The following is a 24,518-nucleotide window of genomic DNA, read 5'->3' as shown; positions in this document are numbered from 1 at the left end:
TTTCAAGGGGGAAACAGGACATGAGTTATGATGGAGGCAACTATGACGTTATCGTCATTGGCGCTGGTCATGCTGGCTGTGAAGCAGCACTGGCTGCAGCCCGGATGGGTTGCAGTACGTTAATGATCACAATTAACCTGGATATGGTTGCATTCATGCCCTGCAATCCGTCCATAGGCGGACCTGCCAAAGGACATGTAGTGCGTGAAATTGATGCGCTTGGCGGAGAAATGGGCCGCAATATAGATAAGACATTCATTCAACTGCGTATGCTGAATACAGGTAAAGGACCAGCAGTACATGCTTTACGTGCACAGGCCGATAAATTCCTTTATCAACATACAATGAAGGAAACTATGGAGAAAACGCCTAACTTGACACTTCGTCAAGGGATGGTTGAGCGTTTAATCGTTGAGGATGGACGTTGTGTAGGTGTAGTTACGAAGACTGGCACTGAATACCATAGTAAGACTGTTATCCTGACAACAGGTACTTACCTGCGTGGTAAAGTGATTATGGGTGAGCTAACATATGAAAGTGGACCTAACAATCAACAGCCATCCGTGAAGCTTTCTGAGAACTTGCGGGAGCTTGGGTTTGAATTGGTGCGTTTTAAAACAGGTACTCCACCACGTGTACATCGTGACACGATCGATTTCTCTAAGACAGAAATTCAACCAGGGGACGATGAACCGAAATTCTTTTCGTTCGAAACGAAATCATCCGATAACGAACAGCTTCCTTGTTGGTTAACGTATACCTCTGAGGTTACTCATCAGATTATTAATGACAACCTTCATCGTGCGCCAATGTTCACAGGTATTATCGAAGGAACTGGCCCACGTTATTGCCCTTCTATAGAAGATAAGGTCGTAAGATTTAGTGATAAATCTAAGCATCAGATCTTTTTAGAGCCAGAGGGAAAAAATACATCGGAATACTATGTACAAGGTCTGTCCACTAGTCTTCCTGAGGATGTACAGTTAGCTATCTTGCGTTCCATCCCTGGTATGGAAAAGGTAGAGATGATGCGTAACGGCTATGCTATTGAATATGATGCAATGGTTCCTACACAGCTATGGCCATCTCTTGAAACTAAACGTCTTCCAGGTCTGTTCACTGCTGGACAAATCAATGGCACTTCCGGTTATGAGGAAGCAGCAGGCCAAGGGGTTATGGCTGGAATTAATGCAGCACGCAAAGTGCAAGACAAAGAACCCGTAATCCTAGATCGTTCACAGGGATACATTGGTGTACTCATTGATGATCTCGTGACTAAGGGAACGAATGAACCTTACCGTCTGCTTACTTCACGTGCAGAATATCGTTTGTTGCTTCGCCATGACAATGCAGATCTAAGACTTACACCTATCGGTTACGACATTGGTTTGATCACACAGGAACGTTTTGATAACTTCACAGATAAGAAAGAACGGGTGGAGCGTGAAATTGTTCGTCTGCAAGAAACAAAGGTTAAACCTGTTGATGTAAATCAAGTACTAGCGCAATATGAATCGGCACCTATTGTAGATGGCAGTAATTTGCTAGTTCTGATGCGGCGCCCAGAGCTTGTATATAGTTTTGTTGATCAAGTATCACCATCACCAGAGATGCTGGACGCAGAAATGAAGGAGCAAGTAGAAATCCAAATTAAATATGCCGGATATATAGAAAAACAACTTCAACATGTGGAGCGCCTGCAAAAGATGGAGAAGAAGAAAATTCCAGATGACATTAATTATAATGAAATCCATGGATTAGCGATGGAAGCGCGGCAGAAGCTGACTAAGATTCACCCGATCTCTATCGGGCAGGCTTCTCGGATTGCGGGAGTTACACCTGCTGATATTTCCATTCTTCTTGTATATCTTGAGCATTACAACCGGGTAACCGCGGCGAAAGGATAAGGTATGGATAATACGGAAGTTCAATTCACACAACTATTACAGGAACGGGGCATATCCCTTACAGCAGAACAGTTAGCACAATTTGATCTGTATTATAAGGAACTCGTAACCTGGAATGAAAAAATGAATCTGACGGGTATAACTGAGCGAGAGCAGGTATATACGAAGCATTTCTATGATTCTATTTCATTAGCTTTTTTCCTTGATATTAACGAGATCACCAATCTCGCAGATATCGGTTCAGGAGCTGGGTTTCCAGGAATCCCACTTAAAATATGTTTTCCTCATTTGAAGCTAACGATTGTTGATTCGCTCAATAAACGAATTTCATTTCTGCAGCATGTAAGTACGACATTGGGATTAACTGATGTACAATTGATCCATGGGCGGGCAGAAGATGTCGCGCGCAAGTTCACTCATCGTGATGCCTATGATTTGGTTACAGCACGTGCGGTAGCAAGACTATCTTTATTGAATGAATTTTGTCTCCCCTTCACACGCAAAGATGGGGTGTTTGCTGCAATGAAGGGTAGCGATCCTTCAGAGGAATTAAGCGAAGCTAAGTACAGCTTAAAAGAGCTTCGTGCTGAACTCAGCAAAGTGGAGTCGTTCAGCTTACCCGTGGAGGAGTCGGATCGACATATTGTTATGATTCGTAAGACAGGAGCAACACCAGCTAAATATCCAAGAAAAGCGGGAATTCCTGCCAAAATGCCATTGATAAAATAATGTTTCACGTGAAACATTACCGCTACTCAAAGTTCCTTTAGGAGCATTCTCTTTAAACAAAGGGAATGCTCTTTTTTATGAAAATAATGAAAACAAAAATCGATAAATATCAAATTAGACAAAAATTAGATTTATAAGCTGATTTGGTTGTTGCACCTGTAAAAATGCAGGAAAAATAGGTCTTTACGGAGAATATGATTATGTAGAGAAAAGTGATAGAATAGCATAGTAGACTTTAATTTTGTATATAACTCCTTCTCTGTACTCTTGTTCGAAAGAAGGAGAGATTATGATGCCTGTTCATTACAGGTAATTCCATAATATCAGAATGTTTTAGATTGCTGTACGATATGCTTTCCGTGAAGAAGGTCAAGAAGATCGTACTATAACGAAATTAGGTGGTTATGAACGGAATGAAAGAACAATTTACCAAGCTATTTGGGTTTAACGAGCGGAGCAGCGGAGAAGAAATCAAACAAATACCAGTTCATGAGGTCGTTAGCAGTCCTTACCAACCACGGACTATATTCGATGATGACAAAATTGATGAGTTATGTCAGACAATTAAAACTCATGGTGTCATTCAGCCTATTGTTGTACGTATGCGAGATTCTATATATGAGATCATCGCAGGCGAACGGCGCTGGCGGGCAGTTAAAAAGCTTGGTTTAGAGACAATCCCTGCTATTGTCCGTGAGTTCAATGATTCGCAGGCTGCATCTATTGCGCTCATAGAAAATCTACAGCGTGAAGGTTTGACCTCCATAGAAGAAGCTGTCGCTTATCAAAAGTTAATTGATCTTCATCAATTAACACAAGAAAGCTTAGCACAACGCTTAGGCAAGAGTCAGTCGACTATAGCGAATAAGATTCGTTTACTCCACTTACCTGAAGAGGTTAAGACAGCGTTGATGGAACGTCAGATTTCCGAAAGACATGCGCGTTCACTCTTATCACTGGATAGTGTGGAAATGCAATTAAAAGTTTTGGCAGAGATTATTGCAAAAGGATTAAATGTTAAACAGACGGAAGCTCGTATTGCTTTCTATAAACAAGTCTCACAAACTAAAAAGTCAAAACGGGTCTCCTATACCAAGGATGTTCGTCTAGCTCTTAATACAATTCGTCAATCTATTGATATGGTGTCAGGCTCAGGTATGGAAATCAAAACGTCAGAAAATGACCGTGGTGACCATTACGAGATTGTAATCCAAATCCCCAAAAGATAAATTGTTTCAAAAGCTGAAGGCGGCCTTAAAGTGATTGGCCGCCTTTTGTGTGACTTGAACCAGGATGTATTGCTCAGTCCTGCATTTTAGAGTTTTAGCCTATATAAAGTAACATAGTTTGGCCGTTTGTACTTGCGATCTACGAGAAGATTCTTCCTAACTATTCGAGGTGAAATTAGTGTCCAAGATTATTGCCATAGCAAATCAAAAAGGCGGTGTCGGTAAAACAACATCCTCTGTGAACCTAGGTGCCGGTATGGCTACATTAGGAAAAAGAGTGCTTCTAGTTGATATCGATCCTCAAGGCAACACTACCAGCGGCGTTGGCATCAACAAGGCGGACGTAGCGAATTGTATATATGACATTCTCATTAATGAAGTAAATCCTCTAGAAACGATACTTGAAACTCAAAATGAAGGACTGCACATCATTCCAGCGACTATTCAATTAGCGGGGGCGGAGATCGAATTAGTATCAACGATTTCCAGAGAGTTGAAATTGAAAAAAGCCTTAAATGCGGTTAAAAATAATTATGACTATATCATCATTGATTGTCCTCCATCCCTTGGGATTTTGACGATCAATTCCCTTACAGCTGCTGATTCGGTAATCATTCCGATTCAATGTGAATATTATGCGCTCGAAGGGTTGAGTCAGCTTTTAAACACCGTGCGTCTAGTGCAAAAAAATCTTAATCCGCATTTGAAAATAGAGGGAGTATTATTAACCATGTTGGATGCCCGTACGAATTTAGGGATCCAAGTCATCGAAGAGGTTAAAAAGTATTTTCAGGAAAAAGTTTACAGAACTATCATTCCTCGGAATGTCCGCTTAAGTGAGGCACCGTCTCATGGACAATCCATTATTACTTATGATCCTCGCTCAAAGGGAGCAGAAGTGTATTTAGAGTTGGCAAAGGAAGTGATTTCTTATGAGTAAACGTTTAGGGAAAGGTCTGGATGCTCTGATTCCTTCTTTATCTATTAATGAAGATGATAAGGTAGTAGAAATCCCATTAGCTCAATTGCGAGCTAACCCTTATCAACCACGCAAGGATTTCAATGAAGAAGCAATCCAGGAATTGGCTGAGTCTATCAGACAACATGGCGTGATTCAACCGATCATTGTACGGAGTGTTTTGAAGGGGTATGAAATCATTGCCGGGGAACGCAGATTCCGGGCTTCGCAATATTGTGGTAAACCTACGATTCCAGCAGTCGTAAGAAATCTAAGTGATCAACAGGTTATGGAGATCGCCCTGATTGAGAACTTGCAACGTGAAAATTTAAACGCAATGGAAATCGCAGTTGCTTATCAAGGTTTGATGGATCAATTTTCACTCACACAAGAAGAGCTATCTCTGAAAGTTGGGAAGTCCAGATCACACATCGCCAACTTCCTAAGATTGCTTACTTTACCGGAAGAAGTAAAAGAATATGTTTCACGTGGAACAATGTCTATGGGACATGCGCGAGCTATTGTTGCCTTGAAAGATCCGGAAGTTATTAAACAATTGGCTGAACAATGCGTGGAACAGCAATGGAGCGTAAGAGAGCTTGAAGAAACGGTGAAAAATCTGGATCGAAAGCCAACGAACGGTACAAAGATTAAAGTTGTTAAACGTGATCCCTATATTGATAATGTAGAGGAAGTATTGCGTGAACGGTTTAAAACAACGGTTAAGATAAAACAAGGTAAGGAAAAAGGGAAGATTGAACTGAATTACTACAGTGCGCAGGACTTAGAAAGACTGTTGGAATTATTGGGTAACTAAATGGGTATCTATGCCAAGAACATATCCTGAGCTATCCGTAATCGGATAAGTAGGGGTATGTTTTTTCAAAATATAAGGATGTATAAAGTAGAGCTGAATATTATCCTTATATTTTCTACAGATAAGGTTATTATCAATAAAGGGTGACAACGTTATTTCTTCTTAATGAAAAAGAGTATGAGACGAGGAGCGGGGTTATGGAAGACTTCGTATATTTGGATCATGCGGCTACGTCCTGGCCTAAACCTCCAGAGGTGGCAGCTGCGATGATGAATGCTTTGCAGTCGGGAGCAAATGCTGGCAGAGGGAATTATTCGCTGGCCATGGGAAGCGGACGGGTGTTGGTGAGAGCCCGGAGTTTGCTGGCGGAGTTGTTTGGGGTTTCTAATGCACAAGACATAGCGTTTACCCAAAACACTACGATGGCATTAAATATGGCGATTAGAGGTACGCTCAAAGCAGGGGACCATGTAATCTCTACAATGACTGAACACAATTCTGTGCGGAGACCTTTGGAATATTTACGTAAGTCACTAGGGATAAGTGTTGATTATCTGAAGGTGGATCGGGCGGGTCAATTGGATTTGAAGGAATTGGGCAAAACGTTTCGACCAAACACTAAAATGGTAATTTGTAATCATAGCTCCAACTTACTAGGTAGTATACTTCCCATTGGTGAAATCGGAGATCTAGCTAAAGCAAAGGGTGCTATATTTCTAGTAGATGCTGCTCAAAGTGCAGGCTCGCTTGATATTGATGTGAAAAAGATGAATATTGATTTATTAGCTTTTCCTGGGCATAAAGGATTGCTTGGACCACAAGGGACTGGTGGGCTCTATATATCACCTGAATTGGATCTCGAGCCCTTAATGCATGGAGGCACAGGCAGTCAATCTGAGAATAGTGAACAACCCTCTGTTCGCCCAGATCGGTATGAAGCGGGAACGCAAAATGCGGTAGGAATTGCTGGTTTACTAGCCGGTGTTCAAAAGGTAAAATCGATAGGGACAAACGTTATCCACGAAAGAGAGTGGAAGCTGACTCAACTGCTGATGGAGGGGTTGTCCCATATTCCAAACATTAAACTACTAGGACCCACATTAGGGGCTCCGAGAACTGGAATTGTGTCGTTTGTAGTGGATGGGGAAGAATCGGCGAATATAGCCCACCGTCTAGATCGTGAGTATAAAATAGCCGTCAGAGCGGGTATGCATTGTACCCCACTGGCACATAAGGCTGTCGATACACTAGAGAGTGGTGCTGTTCGGGCGAGTGTAGGCGTAGATACAACAGAGCATAATATAAGCAGAATGCTAGCTGCTATGGATGAGTTATATGGCTGATGCCCGCAGCAGATAAATAAAAAGGATGGTCCATTCATGTCTGAAATGAATCAATTAATTAATGAACAGTTGCAGTGGTTTGTGTTTGGTTTCGTAGTAATTATGCTAGTGCTGATAGTCACTGTAATCGCCCAGGGAGCTAAGCTGCGGACTATACGGCGCAAATATGAGGCCATGATGGCAGGAAGTGGTGTGGAGGATCTGGAAGGCCTTCTGGTTGATCTGAAGAACCAAAGCGACATGCTGGAAGAAGAACAACGTGAGCAAAAAGCGTTGATAGAAGCTACCCAAGTCAAAATCCGCGGCATGAAGTCAAATGTCGCTCTCAAGCGTTATAATGCCTTCGGTGAACGTGGTAATGATTTGAGCTTCTCGGTGGCTATTCTGGATGACAATAGCAGTGGCATTGTATTAACCAGCCTTCATAATCGTGAGAACTCATATATTTACTCCAAGCCTATGCAAAATGGGGAGTCACAATATGCCTTATCGCCGGAAGAAAAAGAAGTTATAACTCTCGCGTTGCAGCAGAAGTAGCATGTAGGTTCCATTGTTTTAAAGCAGAATATAGACTTGTAGCGATAATATCAGATAATCGCATGACTAGACTTAGCCGTGTATTCTGCAATACGAAATACTCCATAAAGCCGCCGACATTAACGATTCCAGTCAAATGGATATCCCCAACCGGCGGCAATTGTTTATTTACGCCAGCTCCTGGTCTGAGGGGGCCTTCAACGACTTGGATGCAGCCAACACTAGTAGAGTGACCTAAGCAGGCATCTATTCCGATGACAAACGGGTTATTATATTTTTCATTAATTAGCGACAAAGTCTCTTCAAGATTGACGGCATGAACCGGTTCCTCAAGGGTACCGTATAAATGAAACAACGGGCTATGAAAACGGGATAATGCAGTACCAACAAGAGGACCGAGAGAATCTCCGGTGGAGCGATCAGTGCCTACACAGATGACGATAATTTGAGTCTCTGGACGCGTGCGTGAAAAGTGAAAAAGTAGCCGATGAGTAATTGCGGAATAGATATCGGGATCTGTATGTGATATTTTTAAACAGGACGTTTCTTGCGCTGCTGTAGCCTTGGATGAGGAGTTCATACCATCTTCCTTTCTAAAGGTGATTCTATTTGTTGGTATCTAGTATATGGATAGAAGAGGGGTTTTATACTACAGCAGCAAGAGATAGGACGATAAACCTATGGAGAGGCTTGACGTATATGCAGGATGAGATGTTAATAGCATTTGACTCCACCCAGCAGGCGCTTCGTGCTGAAATGCTGCTTGAGTATGCTGAAATAGAAATTGATATATTTCCAACTCCGAAGGAGATCACCGCAGGTTGCGCAATTTCCATTCAGTTTTTTCAAAATGCGCTGGAAGAGGTAAAAAGAATTATAGTTGAACAGGAAATAGAAATACGCGGCATCTACGGAAAACACAACGAGAACTACATATTGATTTAGGGGTAGGGAGGAGTACATGCGATGAATATGTGGATACTGGAGGCTGATACACCCGGTGCGGATACATTAAAAGATGCCATTCGCTTTAAAGATAAGGTGTGGAATTGGTTTACCGATGCTGATATGTGGGCGGATGTATTATTTGCGGGTCTACGGATTCTTGTTATTTTTCTCTTAACCCGGGTTATTATTAAAATTGTTTCTAATATTATTGATCGTTCGCTTGAGCGTAAAACCGGTGGCAGACTTCTGTCCAACACACGAAGGTTTACTACGGTTGGGGAATTGATGAAAAATGTAGTGACAGTTATCTGTAATTTTGTGATGATCATGCTCGTGCTTTCTGAGTTCCACTTTGATTTAGCACCATTGTTGGCTGGAGCGGGTGTGCTTGGTTTAGCAGTGGGTTTTGGGGCGCAAAGTTTGGTGAAGGATGTTATTACAGGTTTCTTTATTATTTTAGAGGATCAATTTGCAGTGGGTGATGTAATTCAAACGGGGACCTATAAAGGAACGGTAGAATTAATCGGACTGCGAACAACCAGACTGTTAAGCACAACTGGAGAAGTATTTATTATCCCGAATGGATTAATCACGAACGTGACCAATTATTCTCTCTCGAATGCATTAGCTGTAGTTGATGTTCCTGTAAAAATGGAGCGCAGCTTGGAGGCCACGCTAGGTTTGATTGGAGAAGCGCTAAAAGGAATAGAAGAGCGTAACTCTAATGTTCTTGCTTATCCTAATGTGCTCGGTATACAGTCCATGAGTACTTCGGAATATGTAATTCGTATAGCGGCTAGCTGTTTACCTAATGCAAAAGAGGTTGCGGAGAGACAGATTCAGAATGATATTAAGCAGGCACTAGAGAAACTAAGCAGTCTAGAGCAGGCCCAAGCTGCTCAAGCCGAAGAGGAAGCGCGTTTGAAGGCAGAGGAAGAAGCAAAGGCTGAAATTGAACTGGCAAAAACAGAAAATGAGCAGGAAGTATCGGATACGCCTGACACTGGATCGAGACGCCAAATCGCAGCTACACAAGAGGGGAAAAAGGGGGAAGGGTAGTGGAACGTAAAGTTTTTCAGCTTGGAGATATTGTACAGATGAAGAAACAGCACCCTTGCGGTTCTAATGAAATGGAGATCATTAGAATGGGGATGGATATCCGCATTAAGTGTACAGGATGTCAGCATAGTGTTCTGATTCCCCGGGCGAAATTCGAGAAGAATATGAAGAAGGTACTGCGTTCTGTAGAGGGGAATACAGACAATAATTAAGCTTGCAAATGGCATGTCTGCATGATACAATTATTTTTGCTGCGGAGAGGTACCCAAGAGGCCCAAGGGGGCTGACTCGAAATCAGTTAGGCGTGTCACAGCGTGCGTGGGTTCGAATCCCACCCTCTCCGCCACTTCAGCATAATATAACATTTTAATGAATCCTTCGTTCCTGTAACGGAGGTTTTTTTGTGTCCAATGAGCTGTTTGCAAAAGATCATAACATGCAAAAAGAAGGGCCCTTTCGGGTCCTTCTTTAAGAGGCAGTACATCAATGATGTTGGAATTTCTCTGTATATAGCGACTAAAGTGATTTAGGCGTTGCTGAGGTTACTGCTTTTTAGACAATAACCCACTACTATTCCCAGCTAACAATAGATGCTGAATCAGATATCCTGTGATTGTGTTCGTCTACGACGGCCAACGGAACCACACCTCTCTTTTGTACTGCCTGAGAATAGTATGGTGTAATGTCGGTTTTTTTATACACATTTATTATTAATTAATGTACACGTGCTTTTTCAACCTTTTTCCACTTCCGATTTTTGTTACTGGTCTCGGGGAAGGTGTCCCCTTTTTCCATTTTAATATGCTGTGGATTCTGAATTTCGGTATGGAAGCTTCGCGCTTCACCTACCTCTGTATACATGCCTGGATTGGGGGCTTTGTCGCCTTTTTCATATTCTGTCTTTTCGCCCATCATTATCGCTCCTTCCTTAAGTGCAGATGAATTCACTGATTATTGTGCGCAGGTAGGGTTTTTTTCATGTAAAAAGAGGGTGGAGGGTTGTCCGGTATTAATATTGCTTGCACTCTGCTGCTCGTTTTGGTATATTAATCAGGTGCGAGTCTATGTTTGTGCTCGTTCCTTGCTCCTGACGTGATTAGGGGCCTCAGACCATAAGGAGGTGAAAATTATGCGCAAATATGAAGTGATGTACATTATTCGTCCTGACATTGAACAAGAAGCTGTTCAAGCAGCAGTCGATAAATTCCAAGGCATCATCTCCAATGGCGGGGAAATTACAAAGCACGAAGTGCAAGGTAAACGCCGTCTTGCGTATGAGATCAAGAAATTCCGTGATGGCGTTTATGTTTTGGTTAACTTCAATGCAGAACCTGCAGTAGTTACTGAATTAGAACGTCTTATGAAGATTTCTGACGAAGTTATTCGTTATCTCATTACGAACGACGTTGCTTAAGATCTTGACAAGCTTTGTAATGAATCGCTCTAAAGGAGGGGACCAGAATTGTTGAACCGTATCATTTTGATCGGACGGTTGACCCGTGACCCGGAACTTCGTTATACTCCCGCTGGTGTTGCCGTAACTCAATTTACGCTTGCCGTAGATCGTAACTTTACGGGCCAGAACGGTGAACGTGAGGCAGACTTCATCCCGGTTGTTACCTGGAGACAGCTAGCAGAAACCTGTGCCAATTATTTGCGCAAAGGTCGTCTGACAGCAGTGGAAGGACGCATCCAAGTGCGGAACTATGAGAATAACGAAGGTAAACGTGTATACGTAACTGAAGTTATTGCTGATAATGTTCGTTTCCTGGAATCTTCACAAAGCCGTGAAGGTGGAAATACTTCAAGTGGTGCAAGTAGTATGCCTGAAGAGCCAGCATATGGTGGCGGTGGTAACGCTGGACGCGGAAATAACAACAATAATTTCTTGCGTAACAACAATACTCAAGATCCTTTTTCGGGCGATGGTAAACCGATTGATATATCGGATGATGATTTGCCATTTTAATTAGGAAGGACTGAAAAGAATATGGCTTTTAAACCAAGAGAAGGCGCTGACAACGACAAAAGACCAGCACGTCGTGGTGGACGCAACAAGCGTAAAAAAGTTTGCTTTTTCACTGTGAACAAGATTACTCACATTGATTATAAAGATACTGAACTTCTTAAGAAGTTCATCAGCGAACGTGGAAAGATTTTGCCACGCCGTGTAACAGGTACAAGTGCAAAATACCAACGCGCTCTTACCATTGCTGTAAAACGCTCGCGTCAAATCGCGTTGCTTCCTTACACAACGGAATAGGACGTTTTATAGAAGCAGTCGGGAAACCGGCTGCTTTTTTTGTTGTGAAAAGCCAGCGTGCGGATTACGTTTGACGTTCAATCTGGAATGTGTTAAATTACAGCTATCCTATAATAAAAGGGGAAATATTGATGTTGGTGACCGTTCTTAACTAGCAATTTCATAACACTGGATTAGGAAGGCTTTAGCAGGCTCGTCTTTTGGCGTTAACGTGCTCTATTTGAGTCCGTCTCGCACAGATGTCTGTTGTTCCTAACGGTGGATGATTTAGTTAAGAACACACGAAGCGTCATATGGCCTCTTTACGGCTATTGTTCTCTTTGTAATTAACCGTGCTCTTAGAGCACGGTTTTTTTGTTTTTCGGCCACCCTGGCTTTTATAGGGGGACCTTAAAACGCCAGAGAACAATAGTATAAAAAGAAGGGCAAGGACTGCCATAGTGGCATTCTTTGTCCTTTTTGCGTTAGGGAGATTTTGTTCCAAAAAAATAGTTAGATCAATAAGGAGGATTTGCTGTGAATTTACAAAGTCTAAACACGTTGGAATACGAAATTATTAAAACCGAGCTTAGCCGTCATGCGGTATCTTATGTAGGAAAGAAAACTGTAGAAGAGCTTATGCCTATGACCTATTTGCCTTCCATTCAAAGAGCGATGGAGGAAACGTCTGAAGCTAAAGAGCTGCTGGAGCGGGGGTCCAGTGTACCGATTCCTTCATTAGAGGGGATTGAGTGGATCATGTCACTAATGGGGACTGGATATCTGTACAGTGAGCAAGACTTCACTGCAGTGGCTACATTTCTAAAGAGCTGTAGTCAATTGCGCAAATATATGGCTTCTAAAGAGCAAAGTGCTCCCCGGATTGCTGCTTATGCCTCCTCGCTGATGGAATTAAATCATGTGCGGGAAGCAATTGACCGCTGTGTCCGCTTTGGGGCAATTGATGATGGGGCTAGTAAGGGGTTAGAGCGGGTTCGTAAACGGATTGGCGTAGCTAAAGAACGTCTTCATAAAAAAATTGACGGGATCATGTCGCGCCATCAATCGATTTTGCAAGAGAATATTTATAGTCAGCGTGGTGGACGTTACGTTATCCCCGTAAAGCGGGAGTATCATAAGCAAATAAAGGGATCGGTACTTGATCAATCCACAAGTGGACAGACGGTGTTCATCGAACCAGATGAGATCGCCTCCATGCAGATTGAGCTGGATTTGTTATTAGGAGAAGAGGCACGTGAAGAAGCTGTGATCCTCAGTATGCTGACCAGCATGGTAGAACAGGAACAAACTGCACTGCACCTAAATATCGAGGTTACAGGCACCTATGATTTTATTTTTGCCAAAGCAAAATACGCACGAACGCTGGGAGCATCTGAGGTTACTCTAAATGATAGGGGTTTTCTAAGGATGAACGGAGGCAGGCATCCCATGCTGCAGGGCATGATTCCGATTAGCCTGGAGATTGGGAAGGGATATAAATCCCTAATCATTACAGGTCCAAATACAGGCGGGAAAACGGTGGTGCTCAAGACCCTCGGGCTGCTGACCCTCATGGCTCAATCGGGGCTGTTGATTCCGGTCGAGGAGGGGAGTGAGTTTACGGTCTTTACGGATGTGATCAGTGTAATCGGAGACGGACAAAGTTTGGCCCAATCACTCAGTACATTTTCGGCACAAATGAAGAGTATTGAGGGAATGCTGAGAGATGCCTCTAAAGGGGTGCTGCTGCTCATTGACGAGCTGGCGGCAGGTACAGACCCTGGGGAAGGAATCGCCCTCTCAATCGCCATTCTGGAAGAGCTGAGCCGTAAAGGGGCGAATATTATCGTCACAACCCATTTTAATGAGCTAAAAGCCTTTGCCGCTGCGACAGCCGGTTTTCAAAATGCACGAATGGAATTCGACAAAGAAACGCTGCAGCCGTTGTATCGTCTGACTATCGGAGAAGCGGGGGAGAGTTACGCTCTGCAAATTGCTAAAAAGCTGGGTATCCAGGATAACGTTATCAAGCGATCGTGGGAGATCGTTGAGGCGCAGCAGCAAAGGCTGCAGAAAGGTGATGGGTCGGCATGGGCAAGTCTTTTTAGCAAAGAGGGAGAGAAAGGGAAGACTGCACCTGTTATAGAGGATTTTGAAAAAGAAGAAACGGCTGTGGAATCACTGAGCGATAAGGAGAAGCAGACCCAGTATGAAATTGGTGATGCCGTTCTTGTAACTTCACTGGGGCGGATAGGAATTGTTTATGAGAAAAAAGATCACTTAGGAATGGTCGGAGTGATGATCCAGAAGCAAAAAATGCGGATTAATCATAAACGTTTAAAGCCATATCTATCCAAAGATGAGCTGTATCCTGAGGAATATGACTTTGATATAATTTTTGAGAGCAAGGATACCCGTAAAAAGCGTAAATTGATGCAGCGTAAGCATGTCGAAGGCCTGAGAATTACGCATAAGGATGAAGAATAATGAAATAAAGGGATCTGCCTATGAGGTAGGTCCCTCTTTTTTTATAAATACTATGAAATATGCGTAAATTCAAGCAGGAGTATAGGCCTAAAGCTTAGAAGTTATTGTAACCATTCTAAAACTTTGTTACAGTAAATATTTATTCCATAGCTTAGATGTAGATATACGTTCAACTAGAGAAGGGAAGGAACACATGAAGAATAAGAAGATATGCGGGTTCTTGTTAACAATGCTCGTGATGACTACTGTATTGTCAGCATGCAGCAGAGCAGGTACCAGCAGTAATTCATTATCTTTACATCACAATGAGGTGGTCGAAAAGCCACAGACTGGCGGAGTAGTTACTTATGGATACTCATCGCCGTTTATGGGCTTCTTTGAGCCTGCTTTTTATGAAGGTGAAGATGATTTTCATGTGCTGGAGTTTATTACTGAGGCCATGTTTACGATAGATGATGATTTATCAACGGTTCCTAATATCGCCACTTGGCAGGAGTCCGAGGATCATAGAATATTTACCTTTAAAATCAAACCGGGAATCCGTTGGCATAATGGAGATGAACTGACCGTAGAGGACTGGAAATTTGCGATGGAGACTATTGCTAGTCCAGACTACACCGGATCGCGTTATTATAGTGTGGAAATGATTCAAGGTGCAGAAGCCTATCATAAAGGTGAGGCGAAGAATATAACAGGTCTTAAGGTTATAGATCCTTATACTTTGAAAATAACAATGACAGCTGCCCGCGTAAATACGATTGATAATCTATGGCCGTATCCGATGAATAAAAAATATTATACTGGAGTCGCTGTTAAGGATATGCCTGAGAGTGATCAGATGCGAAAAAATCCGATTGGGATTGGCCCCTTTGAGGTGAGCCTTATTGAACCTGGCCAGCGGGTGGAGATGAAACGCTTTGATCAATACTATAAAGGTAAGGCTTTATTGGATGGTGTGTTGTATAAGGTATTTGATGACAAGGAAATCATCAGCCTGTTTGAACAAGGCGTAATTGATATAGAGAATGCTCCACGAGATACTTATGAAAAGTTGAGTAAACTCGATAATATTAATATTTTACAATCAAATGAGCTTGCTTATGAGTATATAGGGTTTAAATTTGGGTATTGGGATAGTGAAGCTGAAAAAATCGTAATGGATAACCCTAAATTTGCGGATAAAAGATTACGTCAGGCGATGTATTATGCACTTGATCGGGAGGGGATCATTCAATCATTTTCTCATGGGTTAGGCAAGCCTATAGAAACTCCGGTTTCCAGTGCAAGCTGGGCGAAGATCCCTGATAGTCAGATTAATACGTATCCCTATGATCCGGAAAAAGCGAAGCAGCTGCTTGATGAGGCTGGTTTTGTAGATGTTGATGGAGATGGGCTGCGTGAGGATCAAAAAGGAGAAAAGTTAGTTATTCATTATGATTCTATGCTAGGCAGTCATTCAGCGGAGTTACGAACTGCTGCTATTCTGGAGGATTGGCGAAATGTGGGACTTGATGTGCAGCTTAATGGTGGGGCGTTAAAAGAGCTCAACACCTTCTATGAAGCAGTAGAGGCTGATGATCCGTCCATTGAGTTGTTTAACGGGGTATGGGGATTAGCTAATGATCCTGATCCTTCAGGTCTCTGGAGAGAGAATGATTTGTGGAACTACCCACGTTGGTCCTCGGAGCGGAATGAAGAATTGATTCGCGATGGCACAAGTATGAAGGCGTATGATAGAGATTATCGACAACAAATCTATTATGAATGGCAGAAGCTAGTGAATGAAGAGGTTCCTATGATCTTTTTTGCGGAAAGAGAAAGCATTACTGCTGTCAATAAACGTCTACAAGGTGTGCGTGTTGATTCTTTGGGCTCCATAATTGAGCCTAATAAATGGTGGATAAAGGACTAAATTAAAAAAAATAAAAAAAATTACGCAAAAAGTGAAATCAAATTGCTGTTTCATTCGTCATATATATTATGGAGGATGACAACGATGAAGAGACGGATATTAATATGGGCTGGTGCAGCTTTGATAGTCGTTGTCTTAATTACGGTGTGGAGGCCTATCGAGTTGGGCTTTAAACCGGATATTGACGCGGGTTCAGCAGTGCTGCTAGATATGGATAGTGGAGAGATATGGGTCAATATAAACGGCGATGTGCCTATGCCACCGGCCAGTGTGTCTAAATTAATGACTGAAATGATTGTGCTGGATCACATAACCTCTGGAACCCTTAGGTGGGAGGATAGAGTCCCTATTAGTGCTTACGCCAGTCAAATGGGAGGTATGAGTCTCTCATTAAAACGAGGAGATTTCTATACAGTAAGGGAGCTATTCGAAGGCATCACCATATATTCTGCTAATGATGCTGCAGTTGCATTGGCAGAATATATGGCAGGATCAGAGGATTCTTTTGTACTTATGATGAATGATAGAGCACGTAGTTTAGGTTTATCTCCTAATACGGTATTTACCAACGCCTCTGGACTGTCGAGCAAGGATCTTGGTATCATTCGTCAGCCTACGCATATCGGTGGCCAGACGATGATGACAGCGAGGGATACGGCCAAATTGGCAGCTGCGCTAATCCATAATCATCCTGATGTACTGAATATTTCCGGTCGTACACAGATGCAATTAAAGGATAAAGGGTTATATGTTAGTAATAGCAACCTTATGCTTCCAGGTATGGGCGGCGCTTACGCATACGATGGAGCAGATGGGTTGAAGACTGGATATGATAGCCAGACGGGATATTGTATTGCGGGATCAGCCCAGCGGGAGGGGCACCGGCTTATTGCGGTCGTTATGGGGGCGGAGACTTATGGCAGCCGATTTGAGGGTGCTGCTAAATTGTTCGATTATGGGTTTTTCCGCGGTTTACATTATGGAGAACGGGTAAAACATATTATACATGCCCTTGGGATTCGAAGTTAAATTTGGAGCATCATACCAGTAATTATTACTTGGTATGGTGCTTTTTCCCTATTCATGTCGGTATTTGTTGTTTCTTTTTATCCATTTAGTGATTACAATAGAAATATTGTTTTATCCCATATTATTTTAGAAACGCAAAAAAACTTTTTTTCTATAATTTAGAATGACCCGAATTTCCTGAAAGGGGGGACAATAAGATAATGGAATAAGGGACAGTAAATTCGTCGCTGAGAGAAATAAAACCATGACTGCCTGAGAACGATCAGGAGGCATTGTAAATATATGGTACGTGTAATTATTCTACAATAAAGAAGGAATCAAAGATGAAAAAAATAAAGAAAAGATACATTGCGCTAATTGTTCTCATCGTTATTATAGCGGGAGGTTTTCTCTTTCGGAATTCTTTGGCTGTATTAGCTTTTGACCTCTTTTTGTCCGATCGGGTAGAAAGCAAGCTGAAAGAAGAATCTTACCAGCCACTTAAGGATGAGAATAAGGTTAAGCCAGAGCCGGTTGTATACAAAAGCGATCCATTCTCGCTGATGCTGCTCGGGACTGATCAACGCGACAATGAAACCGCACGTTCGGACACGATGATGTATGCTGTTGTTCGCCCAGAGGATTACAAAATTCTGCTTATTTCTATTCCACGTGATACGTATACCGAGATTATTGGGCATAACGATAATAAAAAAGATAAGATTACCCATGCTTATGCTTTTGGTGGGCAGCAAATGGCTAAGGATACTCTGGAAGCACTGCTGGAGCATGATATTCAGTATTATGCCACCATTAACTTTCAAGGGCTCAAGGATGCCGTTGATGCTATTGGAGGCGTTCCGCTGCCAATCAAGAAGGACATTGTAAACAAGGGTAAGGACCATGAAAAGTTTACGATCGAGGGTGGAAAGTCGAATTATAACGGTCAAGAAGCACTTAACTATACACGCTACCGTGAAGATAGTGACTTTAACCGGACCAAACGCCAACAGGTTTTTATTGATGTTGTAGCTAATAAAATGTTATCGATCAGCCAAATCGGCAATATTCCAAAGCTGCTGGATATTATGGGCGATAATTTTAAGACCGATATAGAGCCTTCAATGATCATTAGTCTGGCCAAGAAATTCATGGGCGGCAAAGACATGGATATCTCAAGCTTTACGGTAATGGGCGAAGGAAAACGTATTGACGGACTTTATTATGATATCGTTGATGAAGAGGATTTGCGTGAAGCTAAGGCGCTGATTGATAATTGGATGAATGCAGGAACACCAGTAGATCAACTGATTGAGCCGGGAAAAGCAAGTAATGCACTCGAGCCCAAAGCAACAGCAGTTACGCAGTAATTCTAATTGGAAAGCTAAACTCATATAAATAAATTGCAGCAGCCATAAACATTCTCATGGCTGCTGCTTACTGTCTTCATGTTATAATGAGTTGGAACTATTATTTAGCTGCTACGTATAATCACATTGGCATGGCAGTAAAAGGAAGTTAAAGAACCGTAATTCCTTCGGAACTCTTTGAGGAGGATCAAGAGATGAATATTGCATTTTTTTTACTTCCGAAACAGGAGGTGGCCTGCGTAACGCTCGATTCTACGCTGCGCCAAACGCTTGAGAGGATGGAGTTTCACCGCTATACAGCAGTCCCGATTCTTAACCGTAATGGAGAGTATGCCGGCACGGTAACGGAAGGTGATCTGCTCTGGTACATGAAAGAGTCGGAGGGCAAGGTTTCGTTTGAGAACGCTTCAAAATTTTTGCTGAAGGACGTTCCATTACGTATGAATAACAAGCCGGTCTCGATTGATGCGGATATGGAAGATCTAATTAATTTGGCTAAGGTGCAGAACTTTGTACCTGTGGTCGATGATATGAACCGGTTTATTGGAATTGTTCGCCGGAGTCAAGTCATAGAGTATTGCGAGAAATTTGTAACAAGACAATCACAGGAATCATTATAGTCCCAGTGTATTCGCGGTTATAGAAGCTATCGGAACAAGGCCTGTATTTCCGGCGATAACGGAATGCGGGTCTTTTTTAAAGAAAGCTCCTCTCCAAAAAGAGGCATAGTCAGCATGGATTGAAGCATACTTAAGGGGCGCGGGGCGTCCAGTGTGACACCGAATTTTTTATGCTATAATGGAGAATAAAGCTTTTTGCCGGAGGTAGAGAGACGTGTCCAATGTGCCGAAGGATCTGGATGTAGCCAAGCGCGCCAAGGTAATTGAATGGCTGAAAACCGAAGTGATTGATCAAGTTTCACGGTTATTTAAAGCGTTATGGGAAGGCAGTACTACCCGTGTCGGTGACAGTCTGGCTAGCTTGATTATGAGCTCTTATATTTTGGGCCGCAGACTAGGGATTCCTTATCGTTCTTTAGATGACTTGCTACTGGAGAAGCTTAGAAAGCACAAGCAGGAAGGGCATCAACTGGAAGATTGGTACCAAGATATATCTGCTTTAGAAGAACATATGCGTAAGAGGTGAATACTGTTGAAATTTCGCTGGTCATCTGTGGCTTGGAGCGTAGCATACTTACTTTTGCTGCTTAGTTTAACGACTCCACTCCTCATCATCACTACCCTGTTTATGATTGTTCCGGCAGTAGTGTTGTTTACTACACTGAACACGAGACAATTTGTGCTGCATGTATTGCCGGTGTTGCTGATTGTAGGCTTGATTACACCAATTTATCTGTTGATAGCTGCGTATTTCTTAATACCGGCTCTGGTTATGGGGCGCTGGTATAAAAGACATGCCCCGGCTATGTCTACTGTGATCGCAGGTACGGTTACGATTCTTGCACAGTTCCTGCTGCTTTTGCTGCTGGGTACGGCATTATTTAATTTTGACCTGTCTACCTATGTGAACGATGTATTGCAAATGGTTAATTCACCTCTGTCCGAGCTCGGAACTACCAATCCTCTGCTCACTGATATTGGATTTTCAACTGAGGATGTAAACAAGATAAGTCATATGACGGTCCAAATGATCCCTATGACTCTAATCGTAAGCTCCTTCATGATTGCTGTGATTACGCATGCTATTGCCCGCCCGATTCTGAACAGTATGAATTATGCAGTGCCTAAGATGAAGCCTGCACGTGAATGGAGACTTTCGAGATCGTTTATTTGGTACTATCTGATTGGTGTTGTTCTACAGCTCTTCTTCTCAGGGTCGGAGAACAATTTCATCCTCATGATTTCTGCCAATCTTCTGCCATTGCTGCGAATTGGCTTTATGATTCAGGCCATCGGATTTTTCTTCTTCCTGGCGCATGAACGCAAATGGAACAAGATGTCTGCCGTTTTGTTAGCGATACCGGTTATTTTACTGCCGCCGCTGCGCATTATTGGTATTATTGATCTTGCGTTCCCACTGCGGGAGTATGTGACCAAATCGAAACGATAGGGTGAGAGTTCATGCCTAAATTTCTGCAAAGACGCTGGCACGGCTATCATACCGTATGGGCGTTCATGCTGCTGTTGGTCCTTATTATAATTGTCAGTGTCTATAACTGGGCGCTTGGGGTCGCCGGCCTGTTTCTGTCAGGTACTTTATGCTTCTATATGTTGAAAGCGGAGATCTCGTTCCGTCGTAATCTGGTGGAATATATTAATGGGCTGTCTTTCCGCATTAAGCGGGTAGAGGGCGAAGCAGTCAGCATGCTGCCGCTTGGAATCATTCTGTTTAGCGAGGATCGAACGGTGGAATGGAATAACCGCTATGCCGGCGATATTTTCGCACGCAAGTCTTTAGTTGGGGAATCACTGCAAGAATTATTGCCTGATATGCAGTCTTTTTTTACAGGTGCTGCAGCGGGTAAGCGGGAGGTCGGCAAAGAAGGTGTGCTCCATGACACCCGCCTTGAGATCACCGTGGATGAACGATTTTATCAAGCTGTCATTATTCCGAGTGAGCGTATTCTTTACTTGTATGATATCACTGAGCTTGTGGTGTTACGTGAGCGGTATGAGGATGAGAAGCTGGCGATCGGCATAGTGATGATGGATAACCTGGATGAATCCGCTCAAGGAATGGATGATCAACAGCGAACCTCGCTGATTGCTAAGGTGACGAGTGAGATCACTGAATGGAGTAAGCAGTTTGAGGTTTATCTGCGGCGGTTGTCCTCGGAACGTTATCTAATGCTGCTTAATCATCGTAGCCTGCAAGCGTTGGAAGAGAGCCGCTTCGTGATTCTAGATGAAGTCAGAGAAATGACTGCTGATCTCAAGGTACCTATGACACTGAGTATTGGTCTGGCCTTTGGCGCAGACTCTGCAAGTGAATTAGGGGCATTGGCCCAATCCAGTCTAGACATGGCGCTGGGCCGAGGTGGTGATCAGGCGGCTGTAAAAGCAGGCCAACGGTTATCCTTCTACGGTGGCAAGAGTAATGCTGCTGAGAAGCGTACCCGAGTGCGGGCGCGGGTCATTGCGCATGCTTTGCGGGATCTGATGCAGGAGAGCGATCGTGTGCTGATCCTCGGTCATCGGACACCGGATATCGATGCTGTGGGTGCTGCAATCGGCCTGTTAAGGGCTGCGCAGATGTATAATGTAGAGGCTAGCATTGTGATGGAGACTCCAAATCCATCGATAACTAACATGATGGAGCAGATTCGTAAGGATGACGATTTGTATAAGTCATTCATCACAACGGAGCAATCCCTACAGATCATGACAGAGCATACCCTGCTTATTGTTGTGGATACACATAAGGCGTCTATGACGATGGAGCCGCGGCTAGTACAATATGCCAGCAGAATCGTAGTGGTGGATCATCACCGCAGAGGTGAAGAGTTCATTAATGATGCTGTATTGGTATATTTGGAACCTTACGCTTCATCGACCTGTGAGCTTGTGACAGAGCTGCTTCAGTATATCCATGAGAAGGTAAAGATCAGTCCGCTGGATGCTACAATGTTGTTAGCGGGGATCACGGTGGATACAAAGCACTTTGCGCTCCATACGGGTTCGCGTACCTTTGAGGCCGCAGGCTTCCTGCGCCGGAATGGTGCCGATACCGTACTTATTCAGCGCATGCTGAAGGAGGATTTACAGGAGTATATTTCCAAAGCCGAAATTATCAAACATGCGCGAATGGTGTATGACCAAATCGCGCTCGTAGTTACGGCACCAGGCATGAAAATCCCGCAGCTTCTTATTGCTCAGACTGCGGACACGCTGCTTGGGATGACCAACGTAGTCGCTTCATTCGTCATCAGCGAGCGGCCTGACGGCCTGATTGGCATTAGTGCCCGATCACTCGGACGTATGAATGTACAGGTCGTGATGGAGAAATTAGGCGGCGGTGGGCATCTATCCAATGCCGCAGTACAGCTTGAAGGAACATGTAAAGAAGCAGAAGCCAGATTACTGCAGGTGCTGGCGGAAATCGAATCGAAAGAGGGGTTATTCGAATGAAGGTCATTTTCATAAAAGATGTTAAGGGTCAAGGTAAAAAAGGTCAGGTTAAAGAGGTATCCGAAGGTTATGCTTCCAACTTCTTATTGCCACGTGGATTGGTTCGTCCGGCAACGGAAGGTAACGTGAAGACGCTGGAGAATCAAGCAGCTGCTGAACAACGCCGTAAAGATAACGAAAAAGAAGAAGCACAGCAATTGGGTAAGAAGCTTGACGAGTTAACACTGACAATGAAAGCAAAATCAGGTGAAGGCGGACGTTTATTCGGCGCTATTACAAGCAAACAGATTGCTGAGACACTGGCTTCCACCAAAGGAATTACTATTGATAAGCGCAAGATTGAATTAGGTGAGCCAATTCGCCATATAGGAGTATTTCAAGTAAGCGTAAAATTGCATACTGAAGTAAAGGCCACACTTAAGGTTGAGGTAACGGAGGAGTAACATGGGTGGAGATCTCTTTTTCGATCGGGTTCCCCCGCAGAATCTTGAAGCCGAGCAAGCGGTAATTGGTGCGGTTCTGTTGCAGGATGAAGCGCTCATTACTGCAATGGAACGGGTGAATACTGAAGACTTCTACGATAAAGCGCATCAAATGATTTTTGAGGCGATGGTGCAGCTCGGAGAAGAGAGCCAGCCGATTGATCTTGTTACACTTACGTCCAGACTGCAGGACAAAGGAGAGCTTGAAGATATTGGTGGTGTTAGCTACTTAGCTAAGCTGGCGCATGCCGTGCCTACTGCTGCTAACGTAGAATACTACGCCCAGATTATCGAAGAGAAAGCCATGCTGCGCCGTTTGATTCGCACAGCCACGCAGATTGTGAGCGAAGGTTATACTGGCGGTGAAGATGTAGCCGATATGCTGAGTGATGCAGAGCGGCGTATTCTTGAAATCTCCAACCGGCGGAGCGGCAGTGGATTTATTGCGATCCGCGATGTCTTGATGGAAGTGTTCGACAAGGTTGAGTTGCTTCATCAAAATAAGGGGGGTACCTCAGGTATCCCAACCGGATTTGTGGATTTAGATCATATGACTAACGGATTCCAACGTAACGATCTGATCATTGTTGCGGCTCGTCCATCTGTTGGTAAGACTGCATTCGCCCTGAATATTGCACAGAACGTGGCAGTACGCGCTAAAGAAACTGTTGCGATATTCAGTCTGGAAATGTCAGCGCCACAGCTGGTACAGCGGATGATTTGTGCTGAAGCCAACTTAGATGCCAATATTATGCGTACCGGTGACTTCAAGAGTGATGATGATTGGTCCAAGCTGACGATGGGTATTCAGTCTCTATCTGAAGCGGAGATTTATATCGACGATACACCAGGTATCACGGTAACCGATATTCGTGCAAAGTGCCGGAGACTGAAGAAGGAAAAAGGACTTGGCATGATCGTCATCGACTACTTGCAGCTCATTCAGGGCCGCGGTAAAGGCGGAGAGAACCGTCAGCAGGAAGTATCGGATATATCTCGTACATTGAAGCAGATTGCCCGTGAGCTGGATGTGCCGGTTATTGCCCTGTCGCAGTTAAGCCGGGGTGTAGAGCAGCGTCAGGATAAACGTCCAATGATGAGTGACTTGCGTGAATCGGGTTCTATCGAGCAGGATGCCGATATTGTTGCGTTTCTGTATCGTGATGATTATTACAATGCGGATACGGAGAAGAAGAATATTATTGAGATCATTATAGCTAAACAGCGTAATGGTCCCGTAGGCACGGTAGAACTGGTCTTTCTTAAAAATTTCAACAAGTTCGTTAACTACGAGCGAGCACATGCGGAACCCTTTGCTGGTTAAACCTGACATGTATAATTCCCGAACGATTGCACATTTCTTTGTGTAATCGTTCGTTTTATTTGACTTTGAAAAAAACCG

At 43.4% G+C, this 24,518-nt stretch carries 25 protein-coding genes and 1 tRNA gene; 24 read left to right on the top strand and 2 right to left on the bottom strand.

The window, feature by feature from the left end:
• Positions 1 to 20 precede the first annotated feature (20 nt).
• The 7 genes from mnmG (at position 21) to NSS82_RS00215 (ending at position 7,520) form a co-directional block, all read left to right on the top strand.
• On the top strand, positions 21 to 1,907 hold the full coding sequence (gene mnmG, locus NSS82_RS00245; protein WP_036677754.1) for a tRNA uridine-5-carboxymethylaminomethyl(34) synthesis enzyme MnmG: 1,887 nt from the start codon (positions 21 to 23) through the stop codon (positions 1,905 to 1,907).
• Between the two features lie 3 nt (positions 1,908 to 1,910).
• Entirely contained in the window at positions 1,911 to 2,636 is a 726-nt protein-coding gene (gene rsmG, locus NSS82_RS00240) for a 16S rRNA (guanine(527)-N(7))-methyltransferase RsmG (RefSeq protein WP_076218353.1), read from the top strand.
• 413 nt (positions 2,637 to 3,049) lie between these two features.
• Positions 3,050 to 3,865 (top strand): nucleoid occlusion protein, encoded by an 816-nt coding sequence (gene noc / locus NSS82_RS00235; RefSeq protein ID WP_036677760.1) that lies wholly within the window; start codon positions 3,050 to 3,052, stop codon positions 3,863 to 3,865.
• A 178-nt stretch (positions 3,866 to 4,043) separates the two neighbouring features.
• Positions 4,044 to 4,805 (top strand): ParA family protein, encoded by a 762-nt coding sequence (locus NSS82_RS00230; protein WP_036677762.1) that lies wholly within the window; start codon positions 4,044 to 4,046, stop codon positions 4,803 to 4,805.
• Positions 4,798 to 5,640 carry a ParB/RepB/Spo0J family partition protein gene (locus NSS82_RS00225; protein WP_036677764.1) on the top strand — a complete coding sequence of 281 codons (843 nt, stop codon included), beginning with the start codon at positions 4,798 to 4,800 and terminating at the stop codon, positions 5,638 to 5,640. Before NSS82_RS00230 ends, NSS82_RS00225 begins: the two co-directional genes overlap by 8 nt.
• 197 nt (positions 5,641 to 5,837) lie before the next feature.
• A complete protein-coding gene (locus NSS82_RS00220) occupies positions 5,838 to 6,983 on the top strand; it encodes an aminotransferase class V-fold PLP-dependent enzyme (protein WP_076272999.1) in 1,146 nt (381 codons plus the stop codon).
• A 36-nt stretch (positions 6,984 to 7,019) separates the two neighbouring features.
• Positions 7,020 to 7,520: a DUF4446 family protein gene (locus NSS82_RS00215; RefSeq protein ID WP_076272998.1), complete on the top strand. Its 501-nt coding sequence runs from the start codon at positions 7,020 to 7,022 to the stop codon at positions 7,518 to 7,520.
• Here the strand turns inward: NSS82_RS00215 and yyaC are convergent.
• Positions 7,492 to 8,100 carry a spore protease YyaC gene (gene yyaC / locus NSS82_RS00210; RefSeq protein WP_036677770.1) on the bottom strand — a complete coding sequence of 203 codons (609 nt, stop codon included), beginning with the start codon at positions 8,098 to 8,100 and terminating at the stop codon, positions 7,492 to 7,494. The two genes, NSS82_RS00215 and yyaC, sit on opposite strands and share 29 nt — an antisense overlap.
• A 119-nt stretch (positions 8,101 to 8,219) precedes the next feature.
• Between yyaC and NSS82_RS00205 the strand changes: the two genes are divergently transcribed.
• The 4 genes from NSS82_RS00205 to NSS82_RS00190 all read left to right on the top strand — a co-directional run bounded on the left by NSS82_RS00205 (position 8,220) and on the right by NSS82_RS00190 (position 9,873).
• Entirely contained in the window at positions 8,220 to 8,465 is a 246-nt protein-coding gene (locus tag NSS82_RS00205; protein WP_076124321.1) for a DUF3343 domain-containing protein, read from the top strand.
• A gap of 21 nt (positions 8,466 to 8,486) precedes the next feature.
• The gene (locus NSS82_RS00200) at positions 8,487 to 9,527 is read left to right on the top strand and encodes a mechanosensitive ion channel family protein (RefSeq protein ID WP_076132919.1); all 1,041 of its coding nucleotides are present in this window, start codon (positions 8,487 to 8,489) and stop codon (positions 9,525 to 9,527) included.
• Positions 9,527 to 9,739 (top strand): DUF951 domain-containing protein, encoded by a 213-nt coding sequence (locus NSS82_RS00195; RefSeq protein WP_076132917.1) that lies wholly within the window; start codon positions 9,527 to 9,529, stop codon positions 9,737 to 9,739. The genes NSS82_RS00200 and NSS82_RS00195 overlap by 1 nt, the downstream gene beginning before the upstream one ends.
• Positions 9,740 to 9,782: 43 nt before the next feature.
• Positions 9,783 to 9,873, top strand: a tRNA-Ser gene (locus NSS82_RS00190).
• 368 nt (positions 9,874 to 10,241) lie between these two features.
• Here NSS82_RS00190 and NSS82_RS00185 read toward each other — a convergent pair.
• A complete protein-coding gene (locus tag NSS82_RS00185) occupies positions 10,242 to 10,439 on the bottom strand; it encodes a YjzC family protein (RefSeq protein ID WP_036677774.1) in 198 nt (65 codons plus the stop codon).
• 217 nt (positions 10,440 to 10,656) lie between these two features.
• On the opposite strand from NSS82_RS00185, the gene rpsF reads away from it, so the two are divergent.
• The 13 genes from rpsF (at position 10,657) to dnaB (ending at position 24,440) form a co-directional block, all read left to right on the top strand.
• Entirely contained in the window at positions 10,657 to 10,941 is a 285-nt protein-coding gene (rpsF, locus tag NSS82_RS00180; protein WP_036677776.1) for a 30S ribosomal protein S6, read from the top strand.
• Positions 10,942 to 10,989: 48 nt separating this feature from the next.
• Positions 10,990 to 11,496: a single-stranded DNA-binding protein gene (gene ssb / locus NSS82_RS00175; RefSeq protein ID WP_076272997.1), complete on the top strand. Its 507-nt coding sequence runs from the start codon at positions 10,990 to 10,992 to the stop codon at positions 11,494 to 11,496.
• 21 nt (positions 11,497 to 11,517) lie between these two features.
• Positions 11,518 to 11,790 (top strand): 30S ribosomal protein S18, encoded by a 273-nt coding sequence (gene rpsR / locus NSS82_RS00170; RefSeq protein WP_036651767.1) that lies wholly within the window; start codon positions 11,518 to 11,520, stop codon positions 11,788 to 11,790.
• 516 nt (positions 11,791 to 12,306) lie between these two features.
• Complete coding sequence (locus NSS82_RS00165) at positions 12,307 to 14,256, top strand: endonuclease MutS2 (protein ID WP_076272996.1); 1,950 nt, start codon at positions 12,307 to 12,309, stop codon at positions 14,254 to 14,256.
• 193 nt (positions 14,257 to 14,449) lie between these two features.
• The gene (gene opp4A, locus NSS82_RS00160; protein ID WP_036677787.1) at positions 14,450 to 16,168 is read left to right on the top strand and encodes an oligopeptide ABC transporter substrate-binding protein; all 1,719 of its coding nucleotides are present in this window, start codon (positions 14,450 to 14,452) and stop codon (positions 16,166 to 16,168) included.
• 84 nt (positions 16,169 to 16,252) lie between these two features.
• A complete protein-coding gene (locus NSS82_RS00155) occupies positions 16,253 to 17,197 on the top strand; it encodes a D-alanyl-D-alanine carboxypeptidase family protein (protein WP_076272995.1) in 945 nt (314 codons plus the stop codon).
• A 323-nt stretch (positions 17,198 to 17,520) separates the two neighbouring features.
• Positions 17,521 to 18,546 carry an LCP family protein gene (locus NSS82_RS00150; RefSeq protein WP_076272994.1) on the top strand — a complete coding sequence of 342 codons (1,026 nt, stop codon included), beginning with the start codon at positions 17,521 to 17,523 and terminating at the stop codon, positions 18,544 to 18,546.
• A gap of 194 nt (positions 18,547 to 18,740) precedes the next feature.
• The gene (locus NSS82_RS00145; protein ID WP_036677795.1) at positions 18,741 to 19,166 is read left to right on the top strand and encodes a CBS domain-containing protein; all 426 of its coding nucleotides are present in this window, start codon (positions 18,741 to 18,743) and stop codon (positions 19,164 to 19,166) included.
• A gap of 223 nt (positions 19,167 to 19,389) precedes the next feature.
• Positions 19,390 to 19,692 (top strand): MazG-like family protein, encoded by a 303-nt coding sequence (locus tag NSS82_RS00140; protein WP_170914153.1) that lies wholly within the window; start codon positions 19,390 to 19,392, stop codon positions 19,690 to 19,692.
• Positions 19,693 to 19,698: 6 nt separating this feature from the next.
• Positions 19,699 to 20,616, top strand: coding sequence for a DUF2232 domain-containing protein (locus tag NSS82_RS00135; protein ID WP_036677800.1), 918 nt, complete (start codon positions 19,699 to 19,701; stop codon positions 20,614 to 20,616).
• Between the two features lie 11 nt (positions 20,617 to 20,627).
• Positions 20,628 to 22,634, top strand: a complete 2,007-nt coding sequence (locus NSS82_RS00130) for a DHH family phosphoesterase (protein WP_036677802.1) — start codon at positions 20,628 to 20,630, stop codon at positions 22,632 to 22,634.
• Positions 22,631 to 23,077 (top strand): 50S ribosomal protein L9, encoded by a 447-nt coding sequence (gene rplI / locus NSS82_RS00125; protein ID WP_036677804.1) that lies wholly within the window; start codon positions 22,631 to 22,633, stop codon positions 23,075 to 23,077. The genes NSS82_RS00130 and rplI overlap by 4 nt, the downstream gene beginning before the upstream one ends.
• Position 23,078: 1 nt before the next feature.
• Positions 23,079 to 24,440: a replicative DNA helicase gene (gene dnaB / locus NSS82_RS00120; RefSeq protein ID WP_036677807.1), complete on the top strand. Its 1,362-nt coding sequence runs from the start codon at positions 23,079 to 23,081 to the stop codon at positions 24,438 to 24,440.
• Positions 24,441 to 24,518: the final 78 nt, after the last annotated feature.

Source organism: Paenibacillus sp. FSL H7-0735 (assembly GCF_038008505.1).
Taxonomy (GTDB): domain Bacteria; phylum Bacillota; class Bacilli; order Paenibacillales; family Paenibacillaceae; genus Paenibacillus_AQ; species Paenibacillus_AQ odorifer.
This window is presented reverse-complemented; position numbering and strand designations above follow the sequence as displayed.

Coding starts and splice junctions, on each gene's coding strand:
- mnmG (WP_036677754.1), top strand. CDS start 21: ATGAGTTATGATGGAGGCAACTATGACGTTATCGTCATTGGCGCTGGT.
- rsmG (WP_076218353.1), top strand. CDS start 1,911: ATGGATAATACGGAAGTTCAATTCACACAACTATTACAGGAACGGGGC.
- noc (WP_036677760.1), top strand. CDS start 3,050: ATGAAAGAACAATTTACCAAGCTATTTGGGTTTAACGAGCGGAGCAGC.
- NSS82_RS00225 (WP_036677764.1), top strand. CDS start 4,798: ATGAGTAAACGTTTAGGGAAAGGTCTGGATGCTCTGATTCCTTCTTTA.
- NSS82_RS00220 (WP_076272999.1), top strand. CDS start 5,838: ATGGAAGACTTCGTATATTTGGATCATGCGGCTACGTCCTGGCCTAAA.
- NSS82_RS00215 (WP_076272998.1), top strand. CDS start 7,020: ATGTCTGAAATGAATCAATTAATTAATGAACAGTTGCAGTGGTTTGTG.
- yyaC (WP_036677770.1), bottom strand. CDS start 8,100: ATGAACTCCTCATCCAAGGCTACAGCAGCGCAAGAAACGTCCTGTTTA.
- NSS82_RS00205 (WP_076124321.1), top strand. CDS start 8,220: ATGCAGGATGAGATGTTAATAGCATTTGACTCCACCCAGCAGGCGCTT.
- NSS82_RS00200 (WP_076132919.1), top strand. CDS start 8,487: ATGAATATGTGGATACTGGAGGCTGATACACCCGGTGCGGATACATTA.
- NSS82_RS00185 (WP_036677774.1), bottom strand. CDS start 10,439: ATGGGCGAAAAGACAGAATATGAAAAAGGCGACAAAGCCCCCAATCCA.
- rpsF (WP_036677776.1), top strand. CDS start 10,657: ATGCGCAAATATGAAGTGATGTACATTATTCGTCCTGACATTGAACAA.
- rpsR (WP_036651767.1), top strand. CDS start 11,518: ATGGCTTTTAAACCAAGAGAAGGCGCTGACAACGACAAAAGACCAGCA.
- opp4A (WP_036677787.1), top strand. CDS start 14,450: ATGAAGAATAAGAAGATATGCGGGTTCTTGTTAACAATGCTCGTGATG.
- NSS82_RS00155 (WP_076272995.1), top strand. CDS start 16,253: ATGAAGAGACGGATATTAATATGGGCTGGTGCAGCTTTGATAGTCGTT.
- NSS82_RS00150 (WP_076272994.1), top strand. CDS start 17,521: ATGAAAAAAATAAAGAAAAGATACATTGCGCTAATTGTTCTCATCGTT.
- NSS82_RS00145 (WP_036677795.1), top strand. CDS start 18,741: ATGAATATTGCATTTTTTTTACTTCCGAAACAGGAGGTGGCCTGCGTA.
- NSS82_RS00130 (WP_036677802.1), top strand. CDS start 20,628: ATGCCTAAATTTCTGCAAAGACGCTGGCACGGCTATCATACCGTATGG.
- rplI (WP_036677804.1), top strand. CDS start 22,631: ATGAAGGTCATTTTCATAAAAGATGTTAAGGGTCAAGGTAAAAAAGGT.
- dnaB (WP_036677807.1), top strand. CDS start 23,079: ATGGGTGGAGATCTCTTTTTCGATCGGGTTCCCCCGCAGAATCTTGAA.